This window comes from Thauera sp. AutoDN2 (assembly GCF_051280715.1).
Taxonomy (GTDB): Bacteria; Pseudomonadota; Gammaproteobacteria; order Burkholderiales; family Rhodocyclaceae; genus Thauera.
The window spans coordinates 25,127-44,842 of record NZ_JBNCAR010000003.1 but is presented as its reverse complement, the minus strand read 5'-3'; the positions used below and the strand labels follow the sequence as shown (position 1 = coordinate 44,842).

The 19,716-nt window shown below is 66.9% G+C and carries 20 protein-coding genes; 11 read left to right on the top strand and 9 right to left on the bottom strand.

Going from position 1 to position 19,716, the window contains the following annotated elements; translation table 11 throughout:
• Positions 1-32: 32 nt before the first annotated feature.
• Positions 33-470, top strand: a complete 438-nt coding sequence (locus ACPT9U_RS02850) for a host attachment protein (protein WP_418362666.1) — start codon at positions 33-35, stop codon at positions 468-470.
• 196 nt (positions 471-666) lie between these two features.
• Here ACPT9U_RS02850 and thpR read toward each other — a convergent pair whose 3' ends face one another.
• The 3 genes from thpR to ispD are packed head-to-tail and all read right to left on the bottom strand — an operon-like array spanning position 667 to position 2,526.
• A complete protein-coding gene (thpR, locus tag ACPT9U_RS02845) occupies positions 667-1,347 on the bottom strand; it encodes an RNA 2',3'-cyclic phosphodiesterase (protein WP_435749811.1) in 681 nt (226 codons plus the stop codon).
• Entirely contained in the window at positions 1,325-1,819 is a 495-nt protein-coding gene (ispF, locus tag ACPT9U_RS02840; protein WP_418362664.1) for a 2-C-methyl-D-erythritol 2,4-cyclodiphosphate synthase, read from the bottom strand. Before ispF ends, thpR begins: the two co-directional genes overlap by 23 nt.
• Positions 1,816-2,526 (bottom strand): 2-C-methyl-D-erythritol 4-phosphate cytidylyltransferase, encoded by a 711-nt coding sequence (gene ispD, locus ACPT9U_RS02835; RefSeq protein WP_435749810.1) that lies wholly within the window; start codon positions 2,524-2,526, stop codon positions 1,816-1,818. The genes ispF and ispD overlap by 4 nt, the downstream gene beginning before the upstream one ends.
• Before the next feature lie 101 nt (positions 2,527-2,627).
• Here ispD and amrB point away from each other — a divergent pair, with 101 nt between their 5' ends.
• From amrB to ACPT9U_RS02815, 4 genes are read left to right on the top strand one after another with little or no spacing between them, the layout of a single operon-like run.
• Positions 2,628-3,452 carry an AmmeMemoRadiSam system protein B gene (gene amrB / locus ACPT9U_RS02830; protein WP_418362662.1) on the top strand — a complete coding sequence of 275 codons (825 nt, stop codon included), beginning with the start codon at positions 2,628-2,630 and terminating at the stop codon, positions 3,450-3,452.
• On the top strand, positions 3,439-4,005 hold the full coding sequence (gene amrA / locus ACPT9U_RS02825) for an AmmeMemoRadiSam system protein A (protein WP_418362661.1): 567 nt from the start codon (positions 3,439-3,441) through the stop codon (positions 4,003-4,005). The genes amrB and amrA overlap by 14 nt, the downstream gene beginning before the upstream one ends.
• On the top strand, positions 4,002-5,144 hold the full coding sequence (amrS, locus tag ACPT9U_RS02820) for an AmmeMemoRadiSam system radical SAM enzyme (RefSeq protein ID WP_418362660.1): 1,143 nt from the start codon (positions 4,002-4,004) through the stop codon (positions 5,142-5,144). Before amrA ends, amrS begins: the two co-directional genes overlap by 4 nt.
• A complete protein-coding gene (locus ACPT9U_RS02815) occupies positions 5,141-5,797 on the top strand; it encodes an alpha/beta hydrolase (protein ID WP_418362659.1) in 657 nt (218 codons plus the stop codon). Before amrS ends, ACPT9U_RS02815 begins: the two co-directional genes overlap by 4 nt.
• Positions 5,798-5,805: 8 nt before the next feature.
• On the opposite strand, the gene ACPT9U_RS02810 is transcribed toward ACPT9U_RS02815, so the two are convergent.
• On the bottom strand, positions 5,806-6,498 hold the full coding sequence (locus ACPT9U_RS02810) for a nitroreductase (RefSeq protein WP_418362658.1): 693 nt from the start codon (positions 6,496-6,498) through the stop codon (positions 5,806-5,808).
• 233 nt (positions 6,499-6,731) lie between these two features.
• Between ACPT9U_RS02810 and mfd the strand changes: the two genes are divergently transcribed.
• From mfd to corA, 3 genes are all read left to right on the top strand, one after another.
• Positions 6,732-10,184 (top strand): transcription-repair coupling factor, encoded by a 3,453-nt coding sequence (mfd, locus tag ACPT9U_RS02805; RefSeq protein WP_435749809.1) that lies wholly within the window; start codon positions 6,732-6,734, stop codon positions 10,182-10,184.
• A 172-nt stretch (positions 10,185-10,356) separates the two neighbouring features.
• Positions 10,357-12,126, top strand: coding sequence for a putative bifunctional diguanylate cyclase/phosphodiesterase (locus tag ACPT9U_RS02800; protein WP_435749808.1), 1,770 nt, complete (start codon positions 10,357-10,359; stop codon positions 12,124-12,126).
• A 20-nt stretch (positions 12,127-12,146) separates the two neighbouring features.
• The gene (gene corA, locus ACPT9U_RS02795; protein WP_418362655.1) at positions 12,147-13,112 is read left to right on the top strand and encodes a magnesium/cobalt transporter CorA; all 966 of its coding nucleotides are present in this window, start codon (positions 12,147-12,149) and stop codon (positions 13,110-13,112) included.
• Between the two features lie 160 nt (positions 13,113-13,272).
• On the opposite strand, the gene ACPT9U_RS02790 is transcribed toward corA, so the two are convergent.
• The 3 genes from ACPT9U_RS02790 to ACPT9U_RS02780 are packed head-to-tail and all read right to left on the bottom strand — an operon-like array spanning position 13,273 to position 15,038.
• Complete coding sequence (locus ACPT9U_RS02790) at positions 13,273-13,902, bottom strand: LysE family translocator (protein WP_418362654.1); 630 nt, start codon at positions 13,900-13,902, stop codon at positions 13,273-13,275.
• A gap of 45 nt (positions 13,903-13,947) precedes the next feature.
• Positions 13,948-14,535 carry a DNA-3-methyladenine glycosylase I gene (locus ACPT9U_RS02785; protein ID WP_435749807.1) on the bottom strand — a complete coding sequence of 196 codons (588 nt, stop codon included), beginning with the start codon at positions 14,533-14,535 and terminating at the stop codon, positions 13,948-13,950.
• A 44-nt stretch (positions 14,536-14,579) separates the two neighbouring features.
• Positions 14,580-15,038, bottom strand: coding sequence for a YaiI/YqxD family protein (locus ACPT9U_RS02780; RefSeq protein WP_435749806.1), 459 nt, complete (start codon positions 15,036-15,038; stop codon positions 14,580-14,582).
• Between the two features lie 256 nt (positions 15,039-15,294).
• Here ACPT9U_RS02780 and ACPT9U_RS02775 point away from each other — a divergent pair, with 256 nt between their 5' ends.
• Both ACPT9U_RS02775 and serB read left to right on the top strand, forming a co-directional pair.
• Complete coding sequence (locus ACPT9U_RS02775; protein ID WP_435749805.1) at positions 15,295-16,374, top strand: 3-deoxy-7-phosphoheptulonate synthase; 1,080 nt, start codon at positions 15,295-15,297, stop codon at positions 16,372-16,374.
• Complete coding sequence (gene serB / locus ACPT9U_RS02770) at positions 16,371-17,204, top strand: phosphoserine phosphatase SerB (protein ID WP_418362650.1); 834 nt, start codon at positions 16,371-16,373, stop codon at positions 17,202-17,204. Before ACPT9U_RS02775 ends, serB begins: the two co-directional genes overlap by 4 nt.
• 73 nt (positions 17,205-17,277) lie before the next feature.
• On the opposite strand, the gene ACPT9U_RS02765 is transcribed toward serB, so the two are convergent.
• The gene (locus tag ACPT9U_RS02765; protein WP_418363339.1) at positions 17,278-17,985 is read right to left on the bottom strand and encodes an ABC transporter ATP-binding protein; all 708 of its coding nucleotides are present in this window, start codon (positions 17,983-17,985) and stop codon (positions 17,278-17,280) included.
• On the opposite strand from ACPT9U_RS02765, the gene ACPT9U_RS02760 reads away from it, so the two are divergent.
• On the top strand, positions 17,969-18,598 hold the full coding sequence (locus ACPT9U_RS02760) for an arylesterase (protein WP_435749804.1): 630 nt from the start codon (positions 17,969-17,971) through the stop codon (positions 18,596-18,598). The two genes, ACPT9U_RS02765 and ACPT9U_RS02760, sit on opposite strands and share 17 nt — an antisense overlap.
• Positions 18,599-18,646: 48 nt before the next feature.
• Here the strand turns inward: ACPT9U_RS02760 and selD are convergent, their stop codons facing one another.
• Positions 18,647-19,687 carry a selenide, water dikinase SelD gene (gene selD / locus ACPT9U_RS02755; RefSeq protein WP_418362648.1) on the bottom strand — a complete coding sequence of 347 codons (1,041 nt, stop codon included), beginning with the start codon at positions 19,685-19,687 and terminating at the stop codon, positions 18,647-18,649.
• Positions 19,688-19,716 lie beyond the last annotated feature (29 nt).

Sequence of the window (19,716 nt, the reverse complement as noted above, 5' to 3'; positions counted from 1 at the left end):
TGCAACGGTCTTTCAGCAACGAAGGAGGTCTTATGGCCATCACCTGGATTCTGGTTGCCAACGCCAGCCTGGCGAAGCTCTATGCGAATCATGGCCCCAACAAGGGGTTGCAGCTGGTGAAGGAACTGATCCACCCGGAAAGCAGGCAGAAAAACGGCGATCTCGTCTCGGACCGCGCAGGCGCGATGGCCGGTAACGGAGGCGGCGGCTCGATGCAGCCGCAGACGCTACCCAAGCAGCACGAGGCCAAGGTCTTTGCACAGGAGATTGCCCAAACGCTCTACGACGGCCGTACCGCCAATGCATTCAAGCGTGCCATCCTGATCGCACCGCCCGCATTCATGGGGCTGCTCAACGCCGTCCTCGACGGCCCGACCGCGCAGATGGTCACCGACCGTTTCGAAAAGGACTACACCAAGACGCCCGAAGGAGAACTCGGGAAGCACCTTGGTTCCACCATTTTTCTGTGAGGGAGGGACTCGCGAACGCTTCGAACTTCATGGACCACATGCTGCAGGCCACGGGCCGGTGCAAAGGAGGACGTGTTTGAAGGTAGCGCAGAGGCTGAATCTTCACTGAAGTGAACAACACCTGAAGGGTGATCATGTCTCCACTCGTGAGACACCGGCCGATCGGGCCGATCCGGACGGGGCGCTGGGCGCCCCGTCACCCGTTTACACCTTGCTCCGACGAAGCCTCCCCGCCGCTGGAGGAGGAAAGCGGCCAGCGCTGCAGGACGCGGTAGTGCGCCCCGCTGGGCAGCCGCTCGGAGGACACCAGCACGAAACTGTCGACCGGCCAGCGCAAGCCCGCCACCACTTCGGTCACCGGAGCGCGACGGGCATTGCGGACCAGCGTCACATGAGGCGTGAACCCGCGCGCCTCGAGGGAAAAGCCGGCGGCGCGCAGGCGGCCAGCGAGATCGTCTGCCAGCTTCGCAAGCGCCGCGGGTGTGCGGGACGTGCCGGTCCACAGTACGCGATGTCCGTGCCAGCTTCCGACGCAATCGAGTTCGATCGCAAAGCACTCTCCCCGCACGCCCGAGACCGCCGCCTCGATGCGCATGACCGAATCCGCGGGTACGTCGCCCAGGAAGGCCAGGGTCAGATGCAGGGTGTCGCGGCGCATCAGCCGTCCGCCGCAGTCCTCCTGCAGGCCGCGTCCGCGTGCGTAGAGCGCAGCGGCGGTGGCGGCGGCGGGCCACAGCGCGAGAAAAAGCCGCAGGCATACGGAAACACGGCGGACGCCCGGCCGCTCCCGCTCGGATGCCTGCGCTGCCGGCGCGGCCTCCCGTCTGGTCCGGGACGCCTTGCCGGCGCCGCCCTCAGGCATCCTGCGTGCGGGCAAGCAAGGCGACCACCTGGGCTGCGATGCCTTCGCCCCGCCCGGTAAAACCGAGCTTCTCGGTGGTCTTGCCCTTGATGTTGATCGCTGCGGCATCCATGGCGAGGTCGGCCGCGATGTTCGCGACCATGGCCGGTGCATGGGGGAGGATGCGCGGGGCCTTGCAGATCAGCGTGGCGTCCACGTTGACCACCTTCCAGCCTGCATCGCGCACGCGCGCAAACGCCTCACGCAGCAGCACCCGGCTGTCCGCACCCGCATGCGCGGGATCGGTGTCCGGAAACAGGCGCCCGATGTCGCCCAGCCCGGCCGCGCCGAGAATGGCATCGGTCAGCGCATGCAGCAGCACGTCCGCATCCGAGTGGCCCAGCAGGCCACGCTCGAAGGGGATGGTCACCCCGCCGACGATCAGCGCGCGCCCCGGCACCAAGGCATGCACGTCGAAACCTTGTCCGACCCGGAATGGAACATTCATGGGGTATCGCCTCTTCGGTTCTGGAGAATCCACTCGGCCAGATGCAGGTCGAGGGGATAAGTCACCTTCAGGTTGGTCGCATCGCCCTGGACGAGGCGCGGGCGCAGGCCGGCAGCTTCGATCGCGCTCGCCTCGTCGGTCACGTCCTTGTGCGCCTCCAGCGCCCGACGCAGCATCACATAGCGGAACATCTGCGGCGTCTGCGCCTGCCACAGGCTGTCGCGCGCCACGGTCTCGAGCACGTGCCGATGCGCATCGGCGCGCTTGAGCGTATCGGCCACCGGCACGGCGAGCAGCCCGCCGACGTCCTCGTGCGCGAGTTCTCGTATCAGCTTGTCCACATGCCAAGCGGCCAGGCAGGGGCGCGCCGCATCATGGACCAGCACCCAGTCACCCGGCGCGGCCTCGGCGGCAATCGCGCGCAAGCCGCCCAGCACGCTGTCGGCACGCGTGGCGCCGCCGCAGAACAACGGCCTGAGCTTGGATCCGAGCGCCGACCAGTCGTAGTGGGCCCATTGCGCGTCATCGACCGAGAGCACGACGTAGACCACGTCGATCTCCGGCGCCTCGCACAGCACCGAAAGGGTGTGATGGATGAGCGGGCGGCCGAGCAGTTCGAGATACTGCTTCGGCTGCGGCGAGCCCATGCGCGAACCGTTACCGGCGGCAGGCACAATGGCGTAGTGGCGGGGGCGATGATTCTGCATGGCGCGCATTCTAGCCGCGCACGCGAGCGATCGCGCGCGGCGCGCCTATAATGGGCACGAACACCCCGTTTTCATTCAGGCAACCTTCCGCAGGATCCATCATGGCGCTCGCAGCGATCCGGCCGCCGGCGGTGGCCGGCCAGTTCTACCCCCGTGACGAACGCGTGCTGCGCACCCAACTCGCCGAACTGCTCAACACTGCAGTGGGGCTGGACGCTCCCGGCGCACCCAAGGCGATCATCGTGCCGCACGCGGGCTACATCTATTCCGGCCCGGTCGCAGCAAGCGCGTACGCGCTGCTCGCGCCGTTGCGCGAGCGTATCCGCCGCGTCGTCATGCTCGGCCCCACGCACCGCATGGCCGTGCCAGGCTTCGCCCTGCCCGCCGCGCAGGTATTCGCCACCCCGCTCGGCGAAGTGCCGCTCTCTCGCCAGGCATGGCTCGCGCTGCAAGCCCGGCGCGACGTGATCGTGGACGACCGCCCGCACGCCTTCGAGCACTGTCTCGAGGTACAGCTGCCCTTCCTGCAGATGGTGCTCGAGCGCTTCGAGATTGTTCCGGTACTGGTGGGCGACGCCAGCACCGAGGCGACCGCCAGCGTGCTCGACAGCCTTTGGGGCGGTCCCGAGACGCTGATCCTCATCAGCTCCGATCTCTCCCACTATCTCGGCTACCGCGAAGCGCAGGCATCCGACCGTGCCGCCGTCGAGCAAGTGCTGGCACTACGACCCGGGCTCGACCACCAACAGGCCTGCGGCGCCACCCCGATCAACGGCTTGCTGCTCGCAGCACACAGCCATCCCCTGCGGGCCCATCTGCTGGACCTGCGCAACTCCGGCGACACGGCCGGCGACCGCTCCCAGGTCGTCGGCTACACCAGCATCGCCTTTTGTGAACTGGAACCCCCCAGCCATGCCCGACACTGATTTCGGCTCCATCCTGCTGCGACTTGCCCGCGCGGCCATCGCACACCGCCTGGGGCTTGGTCCCGCGCCGGCAGTCCCCGAAGATCCGCGCCTGCACGAGAAAGGCGCCACCTTCATCACCCTGCTCAAGGACGGCGAACTGCGCGGCTGCATTGGCAGCCTGCGCCGCTCGCGCGAACTGGGGGAGGACGTGATCGCCAACGCGGTGGCCGCCGCCATGGAAGACACGCGCTTCGGGCCGCTCGGCACGGACGAGTTCAGCGCCATCACGATCGAGGTGTCGGTCCTGTCCGAGCCGGAGTTCCTCGACTTCTTCGGTGAAGAGGAACTCCTCGCCCAACTGCGCCCAGGCGAAGACGGCCTGATCATCTTCTCCGGCTGCCGCAGCGCGACCTTCCTGCCACAGGTGTGGGATCAACTGCCCGAGCCACGCCAGTTCCTCGCTGCGCTCAAGCACAAGGCCGGCCTGCCGATGGACCGCGAGGTGGTCGAGCTGATGGCCGCGCGCTACCACGTACAGAAATGGAAGGAGACCGAACAGGAGGCCTCATGAACACCCAGCCCGAGCCTGCCAACGTGATCGGCAGCCGTTTTCCTGCGCGCTACTGGCAACGTCTGGACGACGGCCGCTTCCAGTGCGACCTGTGCCCGCGCCTGTGCAAGCTGCACGACGGCCAGCGCGGTGCCTGCTTCGTGCGCATGCGCGTAGGTGACGTGATGTTGCTCACCACCTACGGCCGCAGCTCGGGCTTCTGCATCGACCCGATCGAGAAGAAACCGCTCAACCACTTCTACCCCGGCAGCAAGGTCTTCTCCTTCGGCACGGCGGGCTGCAACCTGGCGTGCAAGTTCTGTCAGAACTGGGACATCTCCAAGTCTCGCGACATGGACACACTGATGGACCAGGCCTCACCGCAGGAGATCGTCGATACCGCGCTTCACTGGGGCTGCCACAGCGTCGCCTTTACCTATAACGACCCGGTGATCTTCGCCGAGTACGCCATGGATGTAGCCGACGCCTGCCATGCGGTCGGGCTGCAGACCGTAGCCGTGACGGCAGGCTACATCAGCGAATGCGCACGCAAGGATTTTTTCTCGCGTATGGACGCAGCCAACGTCGACCTCAAGGGCTTCACCGACGACTTCTACGTGAAGCTGTGCGGCGCGCACCTGCAGCCGGTGCTCGACACGCTGGTCTGGCTGCGTCACGAGACCGACGTGTGGGTGGAACTGACCACCCTGCTGATTCCGGGACAGAACGATTCCGATACCGAGTTGCGGGCGTTGTCGAAATGGGTGCACGACGAACTCGGGGCCGAGGTGCCACTGCACTTCAGCGCCTTCCACCCCGACTTCAAGATGGTCGACCTTCCCCCCACGCCACCCGCAACCCTGCGCAGGGCGCGGCAGATCGCGCTCGATGCCGGCCTTCGCCATGTCTACACCGGCAACGTCCATGACACGGAGGGCGACACCACTCGCTGTGCCGCCTGCGGTGAGCCCGTGATCGTGCGCGACTGGTACGAGATTCGCAGCTACCGCCTGAACGCGCAGGGCGCCTGCCCCCGCTGCGGCGAGCGGCTCGCAGGCCGGTTCGGCCCGGTCGGCGCAGCGATAGACGAAGCCTTCGGCGCCCGCCGCATCCCCGTCTCCATCCACCGCCAGCCCAGCGCTGGCAGGCAGCTTTCGTGAAACTTCGCCACACCCCGGTCAGCATTTCATCGAACGGCGCCTGGCTCGACGGCGTGCTCGCCCATGCGCCGGACGTTCGCGGACTCGCGCTGTGCATCCATTCGCTCGGCCACCCTTCGCCCGATGCGCCGCCGCGCCCGCTCGAACTTGCGCTGCAGGCAGCGGGTTTTGCCACCATGACGGTGGATCTGCTCACACGGCAGGAGGCGATGCGCGACGCGGATGCCTCCTACAACATTCCCCGCCTCACCGATCGCATCCTCTCCGCGGTCGAATGGGCTGCGCATCAGCCGCCCCTGGTCGGCCTGCCGTTCGGCCTGGTCGCCAGCGGCACAGGCTGCGCCGCCGCGGTACGCGCTGCGGTGCGGGCCCCGGACGCCTTCATCGCGATCGCCTGCCTGGATGGCCGCGCCGATCTGGCCGGTGCAGAGCCCCTGCGCGCGGTGCGCACGCCCGTGCGCCTGATCATCCGCCCCGGCAGCGCGGAGGCGAACATCCTGGAAACGGCCTACCCTTTGATGAGGGGCGCCCACCACTGGCTCGCCCTTCCACCGGCACGAGATGCACACGAGCAGGAGCTGTTTGCCGCGAGAGCAGCCGCGACCTGGCTGCGGCAGCACCTGCCTCCGGAGGAAGGTGCCGCCCCGGACTGAGCCGGACCTCAGTCGCGGAACACCACCCACTCGTCGAGCGGCGCACGCTCCGTTCTGAGCCTGTTCTCGGGCGCGTCCGGGTCCGCGTAGCCCAGGGACATCCCGCAGATCAGGGTTTCGTTGTCGGGAATTCCGAGTTCCGGGCGAAGGATGCGGTGGAACTGGATCAACGCCGCCTGCGGGCAGGTATCGAGGCCGCGCGCCTTGGCAGCCAGCATCACGTTCTGCAGGAACATGCCGTAGTCGAGCCAGGAACCCTGTTCCATGACACGATCGACCGTGAAGATCAGCCCGACCGGCGCATCGAAAAACTTGTAGTTGCGCGCGAACTGCTCGTGCATCCGCTTCGCATCCCCCTTCTGGATCCCGAGCAAGCCATACAGATCGAGGCCGACCTTGCGCCGACGGTCGATGTAGGGGGAGATCCACTGCTTCGGGTAGTACTGGTACGGATCGGTGTGGGTGGCCGCCTCTTCAGGGTCGTCGAAGGCCGCGAGCAGTCTGGCCGTGACCCTCGCCTTGGCGTCGCCCGTCAGCACCCAGGCCTTCCAGGGCTGGATGTTGGTGCCCGAGGGCGCACGCGAGGCCACGGCAAGAATCTCGGCGATGGTTTCTTTCGGAACGGTGCGCGGCAGGAAGGCGCGGCAGGAATGGCGGCTGTCGATGACCTGGTCGACGGCGGACTGAAGCGGAGTGGTCATGATTGCAATCTCTCGTTGAGCCTGTGATGAATGAAAGCCTTCTTGGCGCGAGGACCTATGGTGTGTCTACATGCCGTTCACGTCAACGTGAGCGTGAGGCGGTGAGCGTGAGGTGGAGGGCGGGACGCGCAATCGCGCATGAACGAGCTGTGGCTCTCCTATAATTGCGCATTCCGATCGCACGACCCCCGCGCCCTACGCGGGCGTCGTGCCGTGCTTTAGACGCAGCCCTCATGCCCAACACCCTCGACTCTCTCCTGTCACGCCTCGCCACCGACAAGCTGCCCAAGCCGGGCGCCCGCCTGGACCTTGCTCCGCTCGCAGGCTCCGCCGACGCGCTCGCGATCGCCCAGCTCGCCAGCCGCGGCCGCATGTTGGTAGTGATCACCGCCAACCCGCTCGACGCCCAGCGCCTGCAGGACGAGATCGCCTGGGTCGCCCCTGGCCTGCGCGCGCACGTGCTGCCCGACTGGGAGACCCTGCCCTATGACAACTTCTCCCCTCACCAGGACCTGATCTCCGAGCGCCTGTCGACGCTCTACGCGATCAGCCGCGGCGAGACCGACCTCGTGCTGGTGCCGGCCTCAACCGCGCTCTACCGCATGGCGCCGCCGAACTATCTGGCCGCCTACACCTTCTTCCTCAAGCAGGGCGAGCGGCTGGATGTGGAGCAGTTCAAGGCACAGATGGCGCTCGCCGGCTATGCACACGTGACGCAGGTGGTGAGCCCGGGCGAGTTCTCGGTGCGCGGCGGGCTGGTGGACCTCTTCCCGATGGGCTCGCCCTTGCCCTTCCGCATCGACCTCTTCGATGACGAGGTCGAGAGCATCAAGACCTTCGACCCCGACACCCAGCGCACGGTCTACCCGACCAAGGAGATCCGCCTGCTGCCGGCGCGCGAGTTCCCGCTCGACGACAAGGGCCGCACGCGCTTTCGCAGCCGCTTCCGCGAGACCTTCGAGGGCGACCCGACGCGCGCCTCGATCTACAAGGACGTCTCCAACGGCATCGCGCCCGCCGGCATCGAGTATTACCTGCCGCTGTTCTTCGACGAGACTGCGACCCTGCTCGACTACCTGCCCGCCGAGACACCGGTGCTGCTGCACCGCGACGTACCGGCGGCGATCGCCGAGTTCTGGAAGGACACACGCTCGCGCCACGACCTGCTGAAGGGCGACCGTACCCGCCCCGTGCTGGCGCCCGAGCAGCTCTTCCTCACCGACGAGGCGTTCTTCGTCGCGCTGAAGAACCTTTCGCGCCTGAGCATCGGTGCCGAGGCGAGCGCCGAAACCCCCGATGCGCTCGCCCTGCCCCCGCCCGCGGTCGCGGTCGAGCGCAAGGCCACCGACCCGCTGCACAGGTTGAAGACCTTCCTCGACGGCTTCGACGGCCGCGTGCTGCTGCTATCGGACTCGCCCGGCCGGCGCGAGACCATGGCCGAGTTCTTTGCCGAATACGGCGTCAAGCCCAAGGCCAGCACCGATTTCGGCGCCTTCCTCGATGGCGACGCCCGCCTCGCGCTCGGCGTCGCGCCGCTCGCGCGCGGCTTCGTGCTGCCGGCTGCCAAGCTCGCGGTGCTGACCGAGACCGAGCTCTACGCGGCCACCGCGCGCAGCCGCGTGCGCCGCGACGCGCGCAAGGCCGCCACCATGGAGGGCTGGCTGCGCGACCTGTCGGAGCTGAAGGTCGGCGACCCTGTGGTGCACGTCTCGCACGGCATCGGCCGCTACCTCGGCCTCATCCACATGAACCTGGGCGAGGGCGACACCGAGTTCCTGCACCTGGAGTACAACGGCGGCGACAAGCTCTACGTACCGGTGTCGCAGCTGCACGTGATCACCCGCTACGCCGGCGCCGACCCAGAGGCCGTGGACCTGCACCGCCTCGGCTCGGGCCAGTGGGAGAAGGCGAAGAAGAAGGCGGCGATGCAGGTGCGCGACACCGCCGCCGAGCTGCTCGCGCTCTACGCCCAGCGCGCCGCGCGCCCGGGCCACCGCTTCGACTTCAAGCAGCACGACCTGGAGGCCTTCGCCGAGGGCTTCGGCTTCGAGACCACACCCGACCAGCAGTCGGCCATCGACGCGGTGGTGAGCGACATGAAGTCCGGCCGCCCGATGGACCGCCTGGTGTGCGGCGACGTCGGGTTCGGCAAGACCGAGGTCGCGTTGCGCGCCGCCTTCATCGCAGTCGCCGACGGCAAGCAGGTGGTGGTGCTGTGCCCGACCACGCTGCTCGCCGAGCAGCACTACCAGACCTTCGCCGACCGCTTCGCCGACTGGCCGATCAAGCTCGCCGAGCTGTCGCGCTTCAAGTCCGCCAAGGAACAGGCCGAAGCCCTGCAGCAACTGTCCGAAGGCAAGGTCGACATCATCATCGGGACCCACCGCCTGCTGCAGAAGGACGTCCTCTTCAAGCGCCTCGGACTGGTGATCATCGACGAGGAGCACCGCTTCGGCGTGCGCCAGAAGGAGGCCTTGAAGCAGCTGCGCTCCGAGGTCGACATCCTGACCCTCACCGCCACCCCGATCCCGCGCACGCTGGGCCTGGCGATGGAGGGCCTGCGCGAGTTCTCGGTGATCGCCACGCCGCCGCAGAAGCGCCTGTCGATCAAGACCTTCGTGCAGCCGTCGACCCGCGGCGTGATCCGCGAGGCGGTGCTGCGCGAGTTCAAGCGCGGCGGGCAGGTGTACTTCCTGCACAACGAGGTCGACACCATCGACAACATGAAGGACGACCTCGAGGAGTTGCTGCCCGAGGCGCGCATCGTCGTCGGCCACGGCCAGCTCCCCGAGCGCGAACTCGAGCGCGTGATGCGCGACTTCACCCAGCAGCGCGCCAACCTGCTGCTGTGCACCACCATCATCGAGACCGGCATCAACATTCCCACCGCCAACACCATCCTCATCAACCGCGCCGACCGCTTCGGCCTGGCGCAGCTACACCAGCTGCGCGGCCGCGTCGGCCGCAGCCACCACCAAGCTTACGCCTACCTGCTGACCATGCCGGGCGCCAAGCCCACCGCGCAGGCGCAGAAAAGGCTAGAAGCAATTGCGATGATGGAAGACCTCGGCTCGGGCTTCTACCTGGCGATGCACGACCTCGAGATCCGCGGCGCCGGCGAGGTGCTGGGCGAGAACCAGTCGGGTGAGATCCAGCAGGTCGGCTTCAGCCTGTACACCGAAATGCTCAAGCGCGCGGTCAAGGACCTGCAGGCCGGCAAGGAGCCCGACCTGTCGCAGCCGCTGGAGGTGGTGTCCGAGATCAACCTGCACACCCCGGCGCTCTTGCCCACGGACTACTGCCCCGATGTGCAGGAGCGCCTGACGCTGTACAAGCGCCTGGCCAACTGCGAGGTGGACGAAGACCTGCGTGCGCTGCAGGAGGAACTCATCGACCGCTTCGGCGAGCTGCCGCCGCAGACCGCCGCACTCATCGAAACCCACCGCCTGCGCATGCTGGTGAAGGACTACGGGGTGAACAAGCTCGACGCCTCGGACGCGCAGATCAGCGTGCAGTTCGCCAAGGACGCGCCGATCGACCCGGTCAAGGTCATCTTCCTGATCCAGAAGGACCGCAGCACCAAGATGGCCGGCCCCGAAAAGCTGGTGCGTCGCGCCAGCCTGCCTAACCTCAAGGAGCGGGTGAAGGCGGTGAAGGACCTGCTGGATGCGGTGAAGGCGGGATAGCCCGGGCGCAGGCGCCGGTCTGGCGCCTGGCAGACACTGCGGATGAGGGCACGCATCGGACCCGCCCCCCCTTCCCAGAGCCACGCTCTCTGACACCATTTGCTAGCCGGACCCGGCGGGAAGCGCTTAACATCGCGGCGTTACCGTTTCGTTGCGCACCGGTGCGCCCCCGATGATCAAGGTCTACCGCAAACCACCTCAAGCCTTCCCTACAGAAAGCGCCTTCTTCCGCCTGCCCGGCACCTTGCTGATGGTCCTGGACGAGGACTGGAACGTTCAGATGATGAGTGAGGCCTGGAACGATGTCCTCGGAATCGATCAGACGGCCCTGCGCTGGCGCCCATTTGCCGCACTCATCCACGACGCTGACCGCAACGGCGTCCGTGACCGCCTCTCGCAACTCGACGAGAAGAAGACCACCCTGCGTTTCTCCTGCCGTTGCCGCCACGCCGATGGCCACTACGTCGGCCTCGCCTGGAGCGTCAATCTCGACCGCGAACACCGTCTCTACTATGTCTCCGCGCACGAAACCGGCGTGCGCCTGAGCACCGATGCGGGCGGCCTGCCGGAGGTGTTGATCGACGGCCTCACAGGGCTTCCCAACCGCGGGCTCTTCGTCGATCGCATCGGGCACGCCATCCAGCGTGCCCGGCGGGACAACGACTCCCGATTTGCCGTCATCCATTGCGGCATCGACCGCTTCAGCGTCATCAATCACAGCCTGGGCAACCGCGTCGGCGATCTGCTGCTGGTCGAACTCGCGAACCTGCTGCGGCGCTCCACTCGACCCACCGACATGGTGGCCCGGCTGGGTGGCGACGAGTTCGGCGTCCTGCTCGAGGACATCCGCGACGAGACCTCGCCCATCCGCGTGATCAAGCGCCTGCAAGCGCAGTGCACGCTGCCCTTCGAACTCCACGCGCAGGAGGTCGTCGCCAGCCTGTCGGCGGGCATGACCCTGTCCGCACCGGAGTATGAGGAGGCCGATGCAATGCTGCGCGACGCGGGCATGGCCCTCAAGCGCGCCAAGACGCAAGGAGGTGGCGCCCATGTGATCTTCGATCGCAAGCTGCATGAAGAGGCGTTCAACCGGCTGGATCTCGAACTCGATCTGCGACGCGCCCTGGAGCGCAACCAGATCGAGGTGTATTACCAGCCCATCGTACGGGTGAGAGACCGGCGGCTGGTGGGCTTCGAGGCCCTGGCACGCTGGAACCACCCCGAACGAGGCCTCATCGCGCCGGCCCGCTTCATCCCGCTGGCCGAGGAAAGCGGCCTCATCGTACCGATCGGGCGCTGGATCCTGGAGCGCGCCTGTACCGACCTCAAGCGCTGGCAGACCGCGCATCCTCGCCGCCCGGCGCTGACCGTCAGCGTGAACCTTGCCGCGCGCCAGATTGCCTATCCCGACCTGCTCAAGGACATCCGCCAGAGTCTGCGCCAAAGCGGGCTCGCACCGCGCCATCTGAAGCTGGAGATCACCGAAAGCGCGATGATGGATGACGCCGAGCGTGCCATCGAACTCTTCGTTGCGCTCAAGCGTTCGCGCTTGAAGTTGTTGCTCGACGATTTCGGCACCGGATATTCCTCGCTGTCCTACCTTCACCGACTGCCGATCGATGCGCTGAAGATCGACCGTTCCTTCATCGAGCACATCGACACCCGCGCCACCGACCGCAGCTTCGTCGAGACCATCCTCAGTCTCGCCCGGCAGCTCAACCTCGAGGTGATCTGCGAAGGTGTCGAGCGCGTCGAGCAGGAAACCCTCCTGCACGCGCTCGGCACAAGCCATGTCCAAGGCTTCATGTACTCGCGCCCGGTCACGGCCTCCCAGGCCGAGATGCTGATCCTGCAGGACCTCAAGCACCCTGGTCATTTTCTCCCGGAGAGTTGCCCGCCACTGACGGGCGCCACGCAACCAGGGTGCGCCGCCCCGGCCTGACACACGCGCACACCCGTTCGATGCTCATCAACTGTACCGCCTACCAGCGCGGCCACAAGCTCGCCGACATCCCGGTCGAAGCCATCCGCGAAACCCTCCAGCAGGGCGACACCTTTGTCTGGGTCGCGCTCAAGGACGCCACGCCGGAAGAGCTTGCGCGGATGAAGGAAGAGTTCGGCCTGCACGAGCTCGCCATCGAGGATGCAAACCACCGCCACCAGCGCCCCAAGGTCGAGGAGTACGACGACGAACTATTCGCGGTCATGCATCTGATCGAGGAGAAGGAAGGCAAGCTCGAGGTCGGCGAGGTGCACGTCTTCGTCGGCGCCAACTACGTCCTTTCGGTGCGCAACAACCATGCGCGCGACTTCCTCGGCGTGCGGGCACGCTGCGAGCGCGAGCCGAAGATGCTCGCCAAGGGCCCCGGCTACGTGCTTTACGCGCTGATGGACGCCGTGGTCGACGGCTATTTCCCGCTCATCGAAAGGCTCGAGACCGAGGTCGAGACACTGGAGGACCGGATCTTCACCAAGGGCGCGGCCCGCTCCAACATCCGGCGCCTTTACCGGCTCAAGCGCAAGGTCACGATGCTCAAGCATGCGGTGATGCCGCTGCTGGAAGCCGCCGGCAAGCTGCACAGCGGGCGCGTACCCGAAGTCTGCGCCAAGAGCCGGCACTATTTCCGCGACGTGTACGACCACCTCGCCCGCATCAACGCCTCGCTCGAAAGCATCCGTGAGACCATCGGCACCGCAATCCAGGTGAACCTGTCCATGGTCACGATCGACCAGACCGAGATCAGCAAGCGGCTCGCAGCCTGGGCCGGCATCTTCGCGGTCGCCACGGCCTTCGCCGGCATCTGGGGCATGAACTTCGCCCACATGCCCGAGCTTGAGTGGAGATACGGCTACCTGTTCGGCCTTGGCATCATCGCCAGCGCAAGCGCATTTCTCTGGTGGCGCTTCCGCAAGGCGAAGTGGCTGTAGAAAGACCGCAGCACTGCACGCCGAGTTGCCTCCCTTGATGCGTGGGGCGCTTGCTCAACGCCGAGGCCATGCCTTGGGCTACACACCAACAAGTGCGCAAATCGGACACTCTCGGCCTGAGGCACTTCGTCATGCGCCCTGGCGCACGGGGTACGAAACACTAGCCTGGCTGAGACACCGCCAGCTTGAGCCCGAAGCCGAGGAACACGACGCCGGCGAGCCGATCAAGCGCGGCAACTACGGCAGGCTTCTGCAGGAAGCGGACCGAGCGCCGTGCAAGTGCAATCAGCAGCACGAACCACAGCACCGACATCGCCACATGGATCGCCGCGAGCAGGAAGCTGAACCCAGCCATGCCTGCCCCTGCCGGCACGAACTGCGGCAGCAGGGTCAGATAAAAGATGCCGACCTTGGGATTGAGCGCATTGGTCAGGAAACCCTTGGCGAAGGCCGAGCCCACGGTCTCACCACTTGCCGCAAGCGCAGGCGCGTCGGCTCGCAAGCCCCGGCTCCGCAGCAGCAGCACGCCCTGCCACACGAGGTAGGCGGCACCGAGCAGCTTCACGATGGTGAACACCGTGTCCGACGCCGCCAGCAGCGCCCCCAGCCCGGTCGCCACGACCGCCCCCCAGAGCAGGCAGCCGGCCGCGATCCCGAGCGCTGCGCCCAGTCCGCGCCGCGCACCGGCAGAAATCGACATGCGCAATACCAGCGCGGTGTCGATGCCGGGCGTCGCCGCCAGCACGAGGGCGGCAAGCGTGAAGGCGAAGAGGCTCTGTTCTACGGTCATGGCGAGCAGGAAATCCGCCGCGGAGTATAGCGCGCGGCCACAGGCTCACCATTCGCCTGCGGCATGCAGCGCCCGGATCTCATCATGGCGGAAACAATCCACCACGTGGTCATTGACCATGCCCACCGCCTGCATGAAAGCGTAGCAAACGGTCGGCCCGACGAAGCGAAAGCCCATCCGCTTGAGCTCGCGGCTCATGGCTTTCGATTCGGCCGTCTCGGCCGGCACGTCGGCGAGCGCCTCCCGCGCACCATCCTGTGGCACGCCATCAACGAAGCGCCAAAGAAGCGCATCGAGCGAACCGAAACGCTCACGCGCCGCGAGCGTTGCCCGTGCATTGGCAATCGCCGCCTCGATCTTCAGCCGGTTGCGCACGATCCCCGGGTCGGCAAGCAGCCGCGCCACATCCTCTTCCGTGTATCGTGCGACGCATTCGGCGTCAAAATCGTCGAAAACCCGGCGATAGTGGGCCCGCTTCTTCAGGATCGTGATCCAGCTCAACCCCGCCTGCGCCCCTTCGAGCACCAGCATCTCGAACAGGTGGCGGTCATCGTGATTGGGCATGCCCCACTCGGCGTCGTGATAAGCGACGTACAGGGGGTCGGTGCCACACCAGGCGCAGCGTTGGGACATGGTAGATCTCTCCGGAAACGAAGCGAGGCGATCCTGTGGGGCGCTCAGCCCCTGCGCTGCGCCGATGCATGCAGCAGGCGATCGAGGCGGTTCGCGAAGCTCTGCCGGTCGGCCATGCTGAACGGCGGGGGGCCACCGGTATCGACCCCGGTGCTGCGCAGGGTGTCCATGAAGTTGCGCAGGTCGAGCAGTTCGCGGATGTTCTCCTTGCCATACAGCTCGCCCTTGGGCGACAGGGCGTGGGCATCGCGGGCGACGACGTCGGCAGCGAGCGGGATGTCGGACGTGATCACCAGGTCGCCAGCGTGCACGTGGGCGGCGATGTACTTGTCGGCCTCATCGAAGCCGCCGGGCACCTGAATCATACGGACCTGGGGCAAGGCGGGTACGCGCAGGTACTGGTTGGCGACCAGAGTGAGCGCACCTCCGGTGCGCTCGGCGGCCCTGAACAGGATGTCCTTGATGACGGCGGGACAGGCGTCGGCGTCTACCCAGATATGCACGGCATTCCCTTCATGATCGACTGGCAGGCTGCTCCGCTCCGGCACAGCCCCGGGAGGGCGGCCACTCGCCCCAATGAGGGCTGAACTTTATCCCAAAGGCACATACCTCGCATCCGGCCCGCCAGCGCCCACCCACCTGGACACCCTCGCGCGCGCGTCGAGGCGCCGCCAAATCCGCGTCAAATCCGCTACGACATCGCCCATCGCGGGCGCTACAATTGCAGGCTTTCCAGGCCGCAATCCGGAGCCCTCAGCAATGCCGCTCACCCAGACCGAAAACCTCAACGTCCTCGCGTTCGACCACATGCCCTCGCCCGACGAGATCAAGGCTCACGTGCCGCTCACCGAGCCCGCGGCCGCTTCGGTCGTGGCCGGGCGGCGGGCGGTCATGGACATCCTCGACCGCAAGGATCCGCGGGTGTTCGTGGTGGTCGGCCCGTGCTCGATCCATGATCCCGAGGCGGGCCTCGACTACGCGCGCCGGCTGAAGAAGCTGGCCGACGAGGTTTCGGACGTGCTGCTGCTGGTGATGCGCGTGTACTTCGAGAAGCCGCGTACCTCCACCGGCTGGAAGGGCTTCATCAACGATCCGTTCATGGACGACTCCTTCCGCATCGACGTGGGCATGGAGCGCGCACGAAGGTTTCTGCTCGACGTGTGCGAGATCGGCCTGCCCACCGCCACCGAGGCGCTCGACCCGATCGCACCGCAGTATTACGGCGACCTGATCTCGTGGACCGCGATCGGCGCGCGAACCTCGGAATCGCAGACCCACCGCGAGATGGCTTCGGGCCTGTCGACGCCGGTCGGATTCAAGAACGCCACCGACGGCGACCTCGAGGTGGCGATCAACGCGATCCTCTCGGCGGGCAGCCCGCACAGTTTCCTCGGCATCAACGGCAAGGGACAGTCGGCGATCACCCGCACCCGCGGCAACCGGTACGGCCACGCCGTGTTGCGTGGCGGTGGCGGCCGCCCCAACTACGACACCGTGTCGATCTCGCTCGCCGAGCAAGCGCTGGCCAAGGCCAAGCTGCCAAAGAACATCGTGGTCGACTGCTCGCACGCCAACTCGTGGAAGAAACCGGAGTTCCAGCCGCTGGTGATGAAAGACGTGATGCACCAGATCCGCGAAGGCAACCAATCCGTGGTCGGGCTGATGATCGAGAGCAACCTCGAGGCGGGCAACCAGCCCATCCCGGCTGATCTATCGCAGCTCAAGTACGGTTGCTCGGTCACGGACGCCTGCGTGGGCTGGGAAACCACCGAAGAGATGATCCGCAACGCCGCGGCCGTACTGCGCGACGTGCTGCCCCGCGCGGAGCGACACGCATGAACCTGGTCGTGCTGGCCGGCGACGTCGACAGCGCCGCGCTGAAGAACATCGCCAAGCTCACCGAGGCACGCGAGGTCGAGCAGATCACCACGCGCTCCTTCCGCCTCGTGGGCGCAAAGCCCCACGAGGGGTTGGTGGCCGCATGCGCCGAGGGCGGACTGGACCACGTGTGGCTGCCCGAAGGTCGCAAGCTAAGCGATTTCGGCCTCTTCGTCACCGACATGGACTCGACCCTGATCAACATCGAGTGCATCGACGAGATCGCCGACATGCAGGGTCTCAAGCACGAGGTTGCGACGATCACCGAGGCCGCAATGCAGGGCGAGATCGATTTCCGCGAATCACTCACCCGCCGCGTGGCGCTGCTCGCCGGGCTGCCGGAGACGGCGCTGGCCGAGGTGTTCGATCACCGTCTGCAGCTGAACGCGGGCGCCGAGCGCCTGCTGCAGGGCTTGCAGCGCGCCGGCATCCGCACCGTACTGGTTTCGGGCGGATTCACCTACTTCACCGAGCGCCTGAAGGCGCGGCTGGGCTTCGATCACGCCTATGCCAACGAGCTTGAGATCATCGACGGCAAGCTCACCGGCAAGGTCGTTGGCGACATCATCGATGGCGAGGCCAAGGCGGCCCATCTGGAGCGCGTACGCGACGAGCTCGGGCTCAAACCCGAGCAGGTGATCGCAGCGGGCGACGGAGCCAACGACATCCCCATGCTGCGTGCAGCGGGCTTCGGCGTCGCCTTCCGCGCCAAACCCGTGCTGCGTGACGTGGCGCACTGCTGCCTGGATCACACCGGGCTCGACGGCATCCTCGACATTTTCGGCGGCTGACGCTCGCGCGCGACGGGCGTTTCGTGGGCAGCGCAATCCGCCTCAGCGCGCACCCTGCCTCAGCCCCCCTGCCTCAGTGCCCCTCCTCCATCAAGCGCCCGGCCTGCATGCGCAGCATGCGCCCGCAGCGGCGCGCGAGCGATTCGTCGTGGGTGACGAGGATCAGCGTGGTCCCCGCCTCGCGGTTGAGGCTGAACATGAGTTCGATGATCGACTTGCCGGTCTCCGCATCGAGGTTGCCGGTGGGTTCGTCGGCCAGCAGCACGCGCGGATTGGGTGCAAAGGCGCGCGCCAGGGCGACGCGCTGCTGCTCACCACCGGAAAGGTGCTTCGGATAGTGGCGAAGCCGGCTGCCCAGGCCCACCCGCTCGAGCCACTGCGTGGCCACCGTGCGTGCCGCATCCGCACCGGCCAGCTCCAGCGGCAGCATCACGTTCTCCAGCGCGGTCAGCGCCGGCAGTAGCTGAAAGGACTGAAACACGAAGCCGATCGCCTCGCCGCGCAACGCGGCGCGCGCATCCTCGTCGAGCGCGAACAGGTCCTGCCCCTGCAAGCGCACCGTGCCGCGGGCGGGAACATCCAGCCCGGCGAGCAATCCCAGCAGCGTCGACTTACCCGAACCGGAGGCGCCCACGATGGCGACCGACTCGCCCGCGGACACCGCAAACCGGATGTCCTGCAGAATATGCAGGTCGCCCTGGCCATCGGCCAGCCTCACCTGTTTGCTCAGGCCATCGACCTCGATGACCGGACTGGAGTGCTCAATGCCGCTGCGATTCATCGCTACCTTCGTGTTCATGTTCTTCTTCGCCGCCACCGTTCAGGCGGCGACCATCCTCGTGTGGGGCGACAGCCTGTCGGCCGGCTACGGACTGGAAAGGGGCCAGGAGTGGCCAGCCCTGTTGCAGACGCGCCTGGCCGAGAAAGGTTTCAATCATCAGGTCGCCAACGGCAGCGTCTCGGGCGAGACCTCCTCCGGCGGCCGCTCGCGCCTGCCCGCCGCACTTGCCGAGCACGCCCCCGACATCCTGATCCTCGAACTCGGCGCCAACGACGGACTGCGCGGCCTCCAGCCGCAAGTGCTGGAGGACAACCTGCGCGCGATGATCACCGAGGCACGCGAGGCCGGCGCCCGTGTGCTGCTCGTCGGCATGCAGATGCCCCCCAACTACGGCCCCTTCTATACCCGCCGCTTTGCTGCCGTCTACCAGAACCTGGCCAAAAAAGAGGACGTACCCTTCGTTCCCTTCCTGATGGACGGCTTCGCCGACCGCCCGGAGCTGTTCCTGGCCGACGGCATCCACCCCACGGCCGAGGCGCAGACGCTGATCCTGGACACCGTCTGGGCAGGATTGCAGCCGATGCTCTCTAGCCCCCACGCGAAAGCCCGCTGAAGTTGCCGCGCGGGAGGCCTCCAAGGCACATCGGCCGCGCGGCTACCTTCAGCGGACCACTACCCGCGCCACGCCCGCCTGCATCTCGCCGATCACCACCCCCGGCTCGCCCTGCGCTTCCACGATTGCGGCCTGCACCGCCTCGACCGCCCCGGGCGCGCACGCGATCAGCAGTCCGCCCGAGGTCTGCGGGTCGGTGATCAGCTTGCGCTGCCATTCCGGCGCATCCGCGGCCAGTTCGACCCCCGTGCCGTAGCTCGCCCAGTTGCGCGTCGACGCGCCGGTGGCCACGCCCGCCATGACCAGCGCACGCGCCTCGTCGATCACTGGCAGCGCATCGAATCGCACCACGCCCGTCAGGGAAGCGCCGCGGCACATCTCGAGCAAATGACCGGCCAGTCCGAAGCCGGTGACGTCGGTCACCGCATGCACGCCATCGATGTCCGCGAGCTTGCCGCCGGCGCGGTTCAGCGTCGTCGTCCAGCGCACCATCTGCGCGTAGCCCTCAGCGGACAGCATGCCCTTCTTCAGGCCACCGGACAGGATGCCGATGCCAAGCGGCTTGGAGAGGATCAGCACGTCGCCCGGCTTCGCCCCCGCATTGGTACGCACCCGCTCGGGGTCGACAACACCCAGCGCCACGAGCCCGTAGATCGGCTCCAGCACATCGATCGAGTGCCCGCCCGCGAGCGGGATGCCCGCGTCGCGGCACACGTCCGCGCCCCCCCTCAGGATCTCGCCGATCACCTCCGCCGGCAGCTTGTCCAGCGGCATGCCGACGATCGCGAGCGCGAGGATGGGGGTCGCGCCCATCGCGTAGACGTCGGAAAGCGCGTTGGTGGCGGCGATGCGGCCGAAATCGCGCGGATCATCGACGATGGGGGTGAAGAAGTCGGTGGTAGCGACGATGGCCTGGCGCTCGTTGAGCTTGTACACCGCGGCGTCGTCGGCGGTATCGGTGCCCACGAGCAGCTCGGGCGGCACCAGCCCGGCCGGCATGCTGGCGAGCAGTTCGGAGAGCACGGCGGGCGCGATTTTGCAGCCACAGCCGCCGCCATGGGAGAATTCGGTCAGTTTGATCTGATTCATGTTCTGAAAAGGAGAAAGCGGCTGACTGC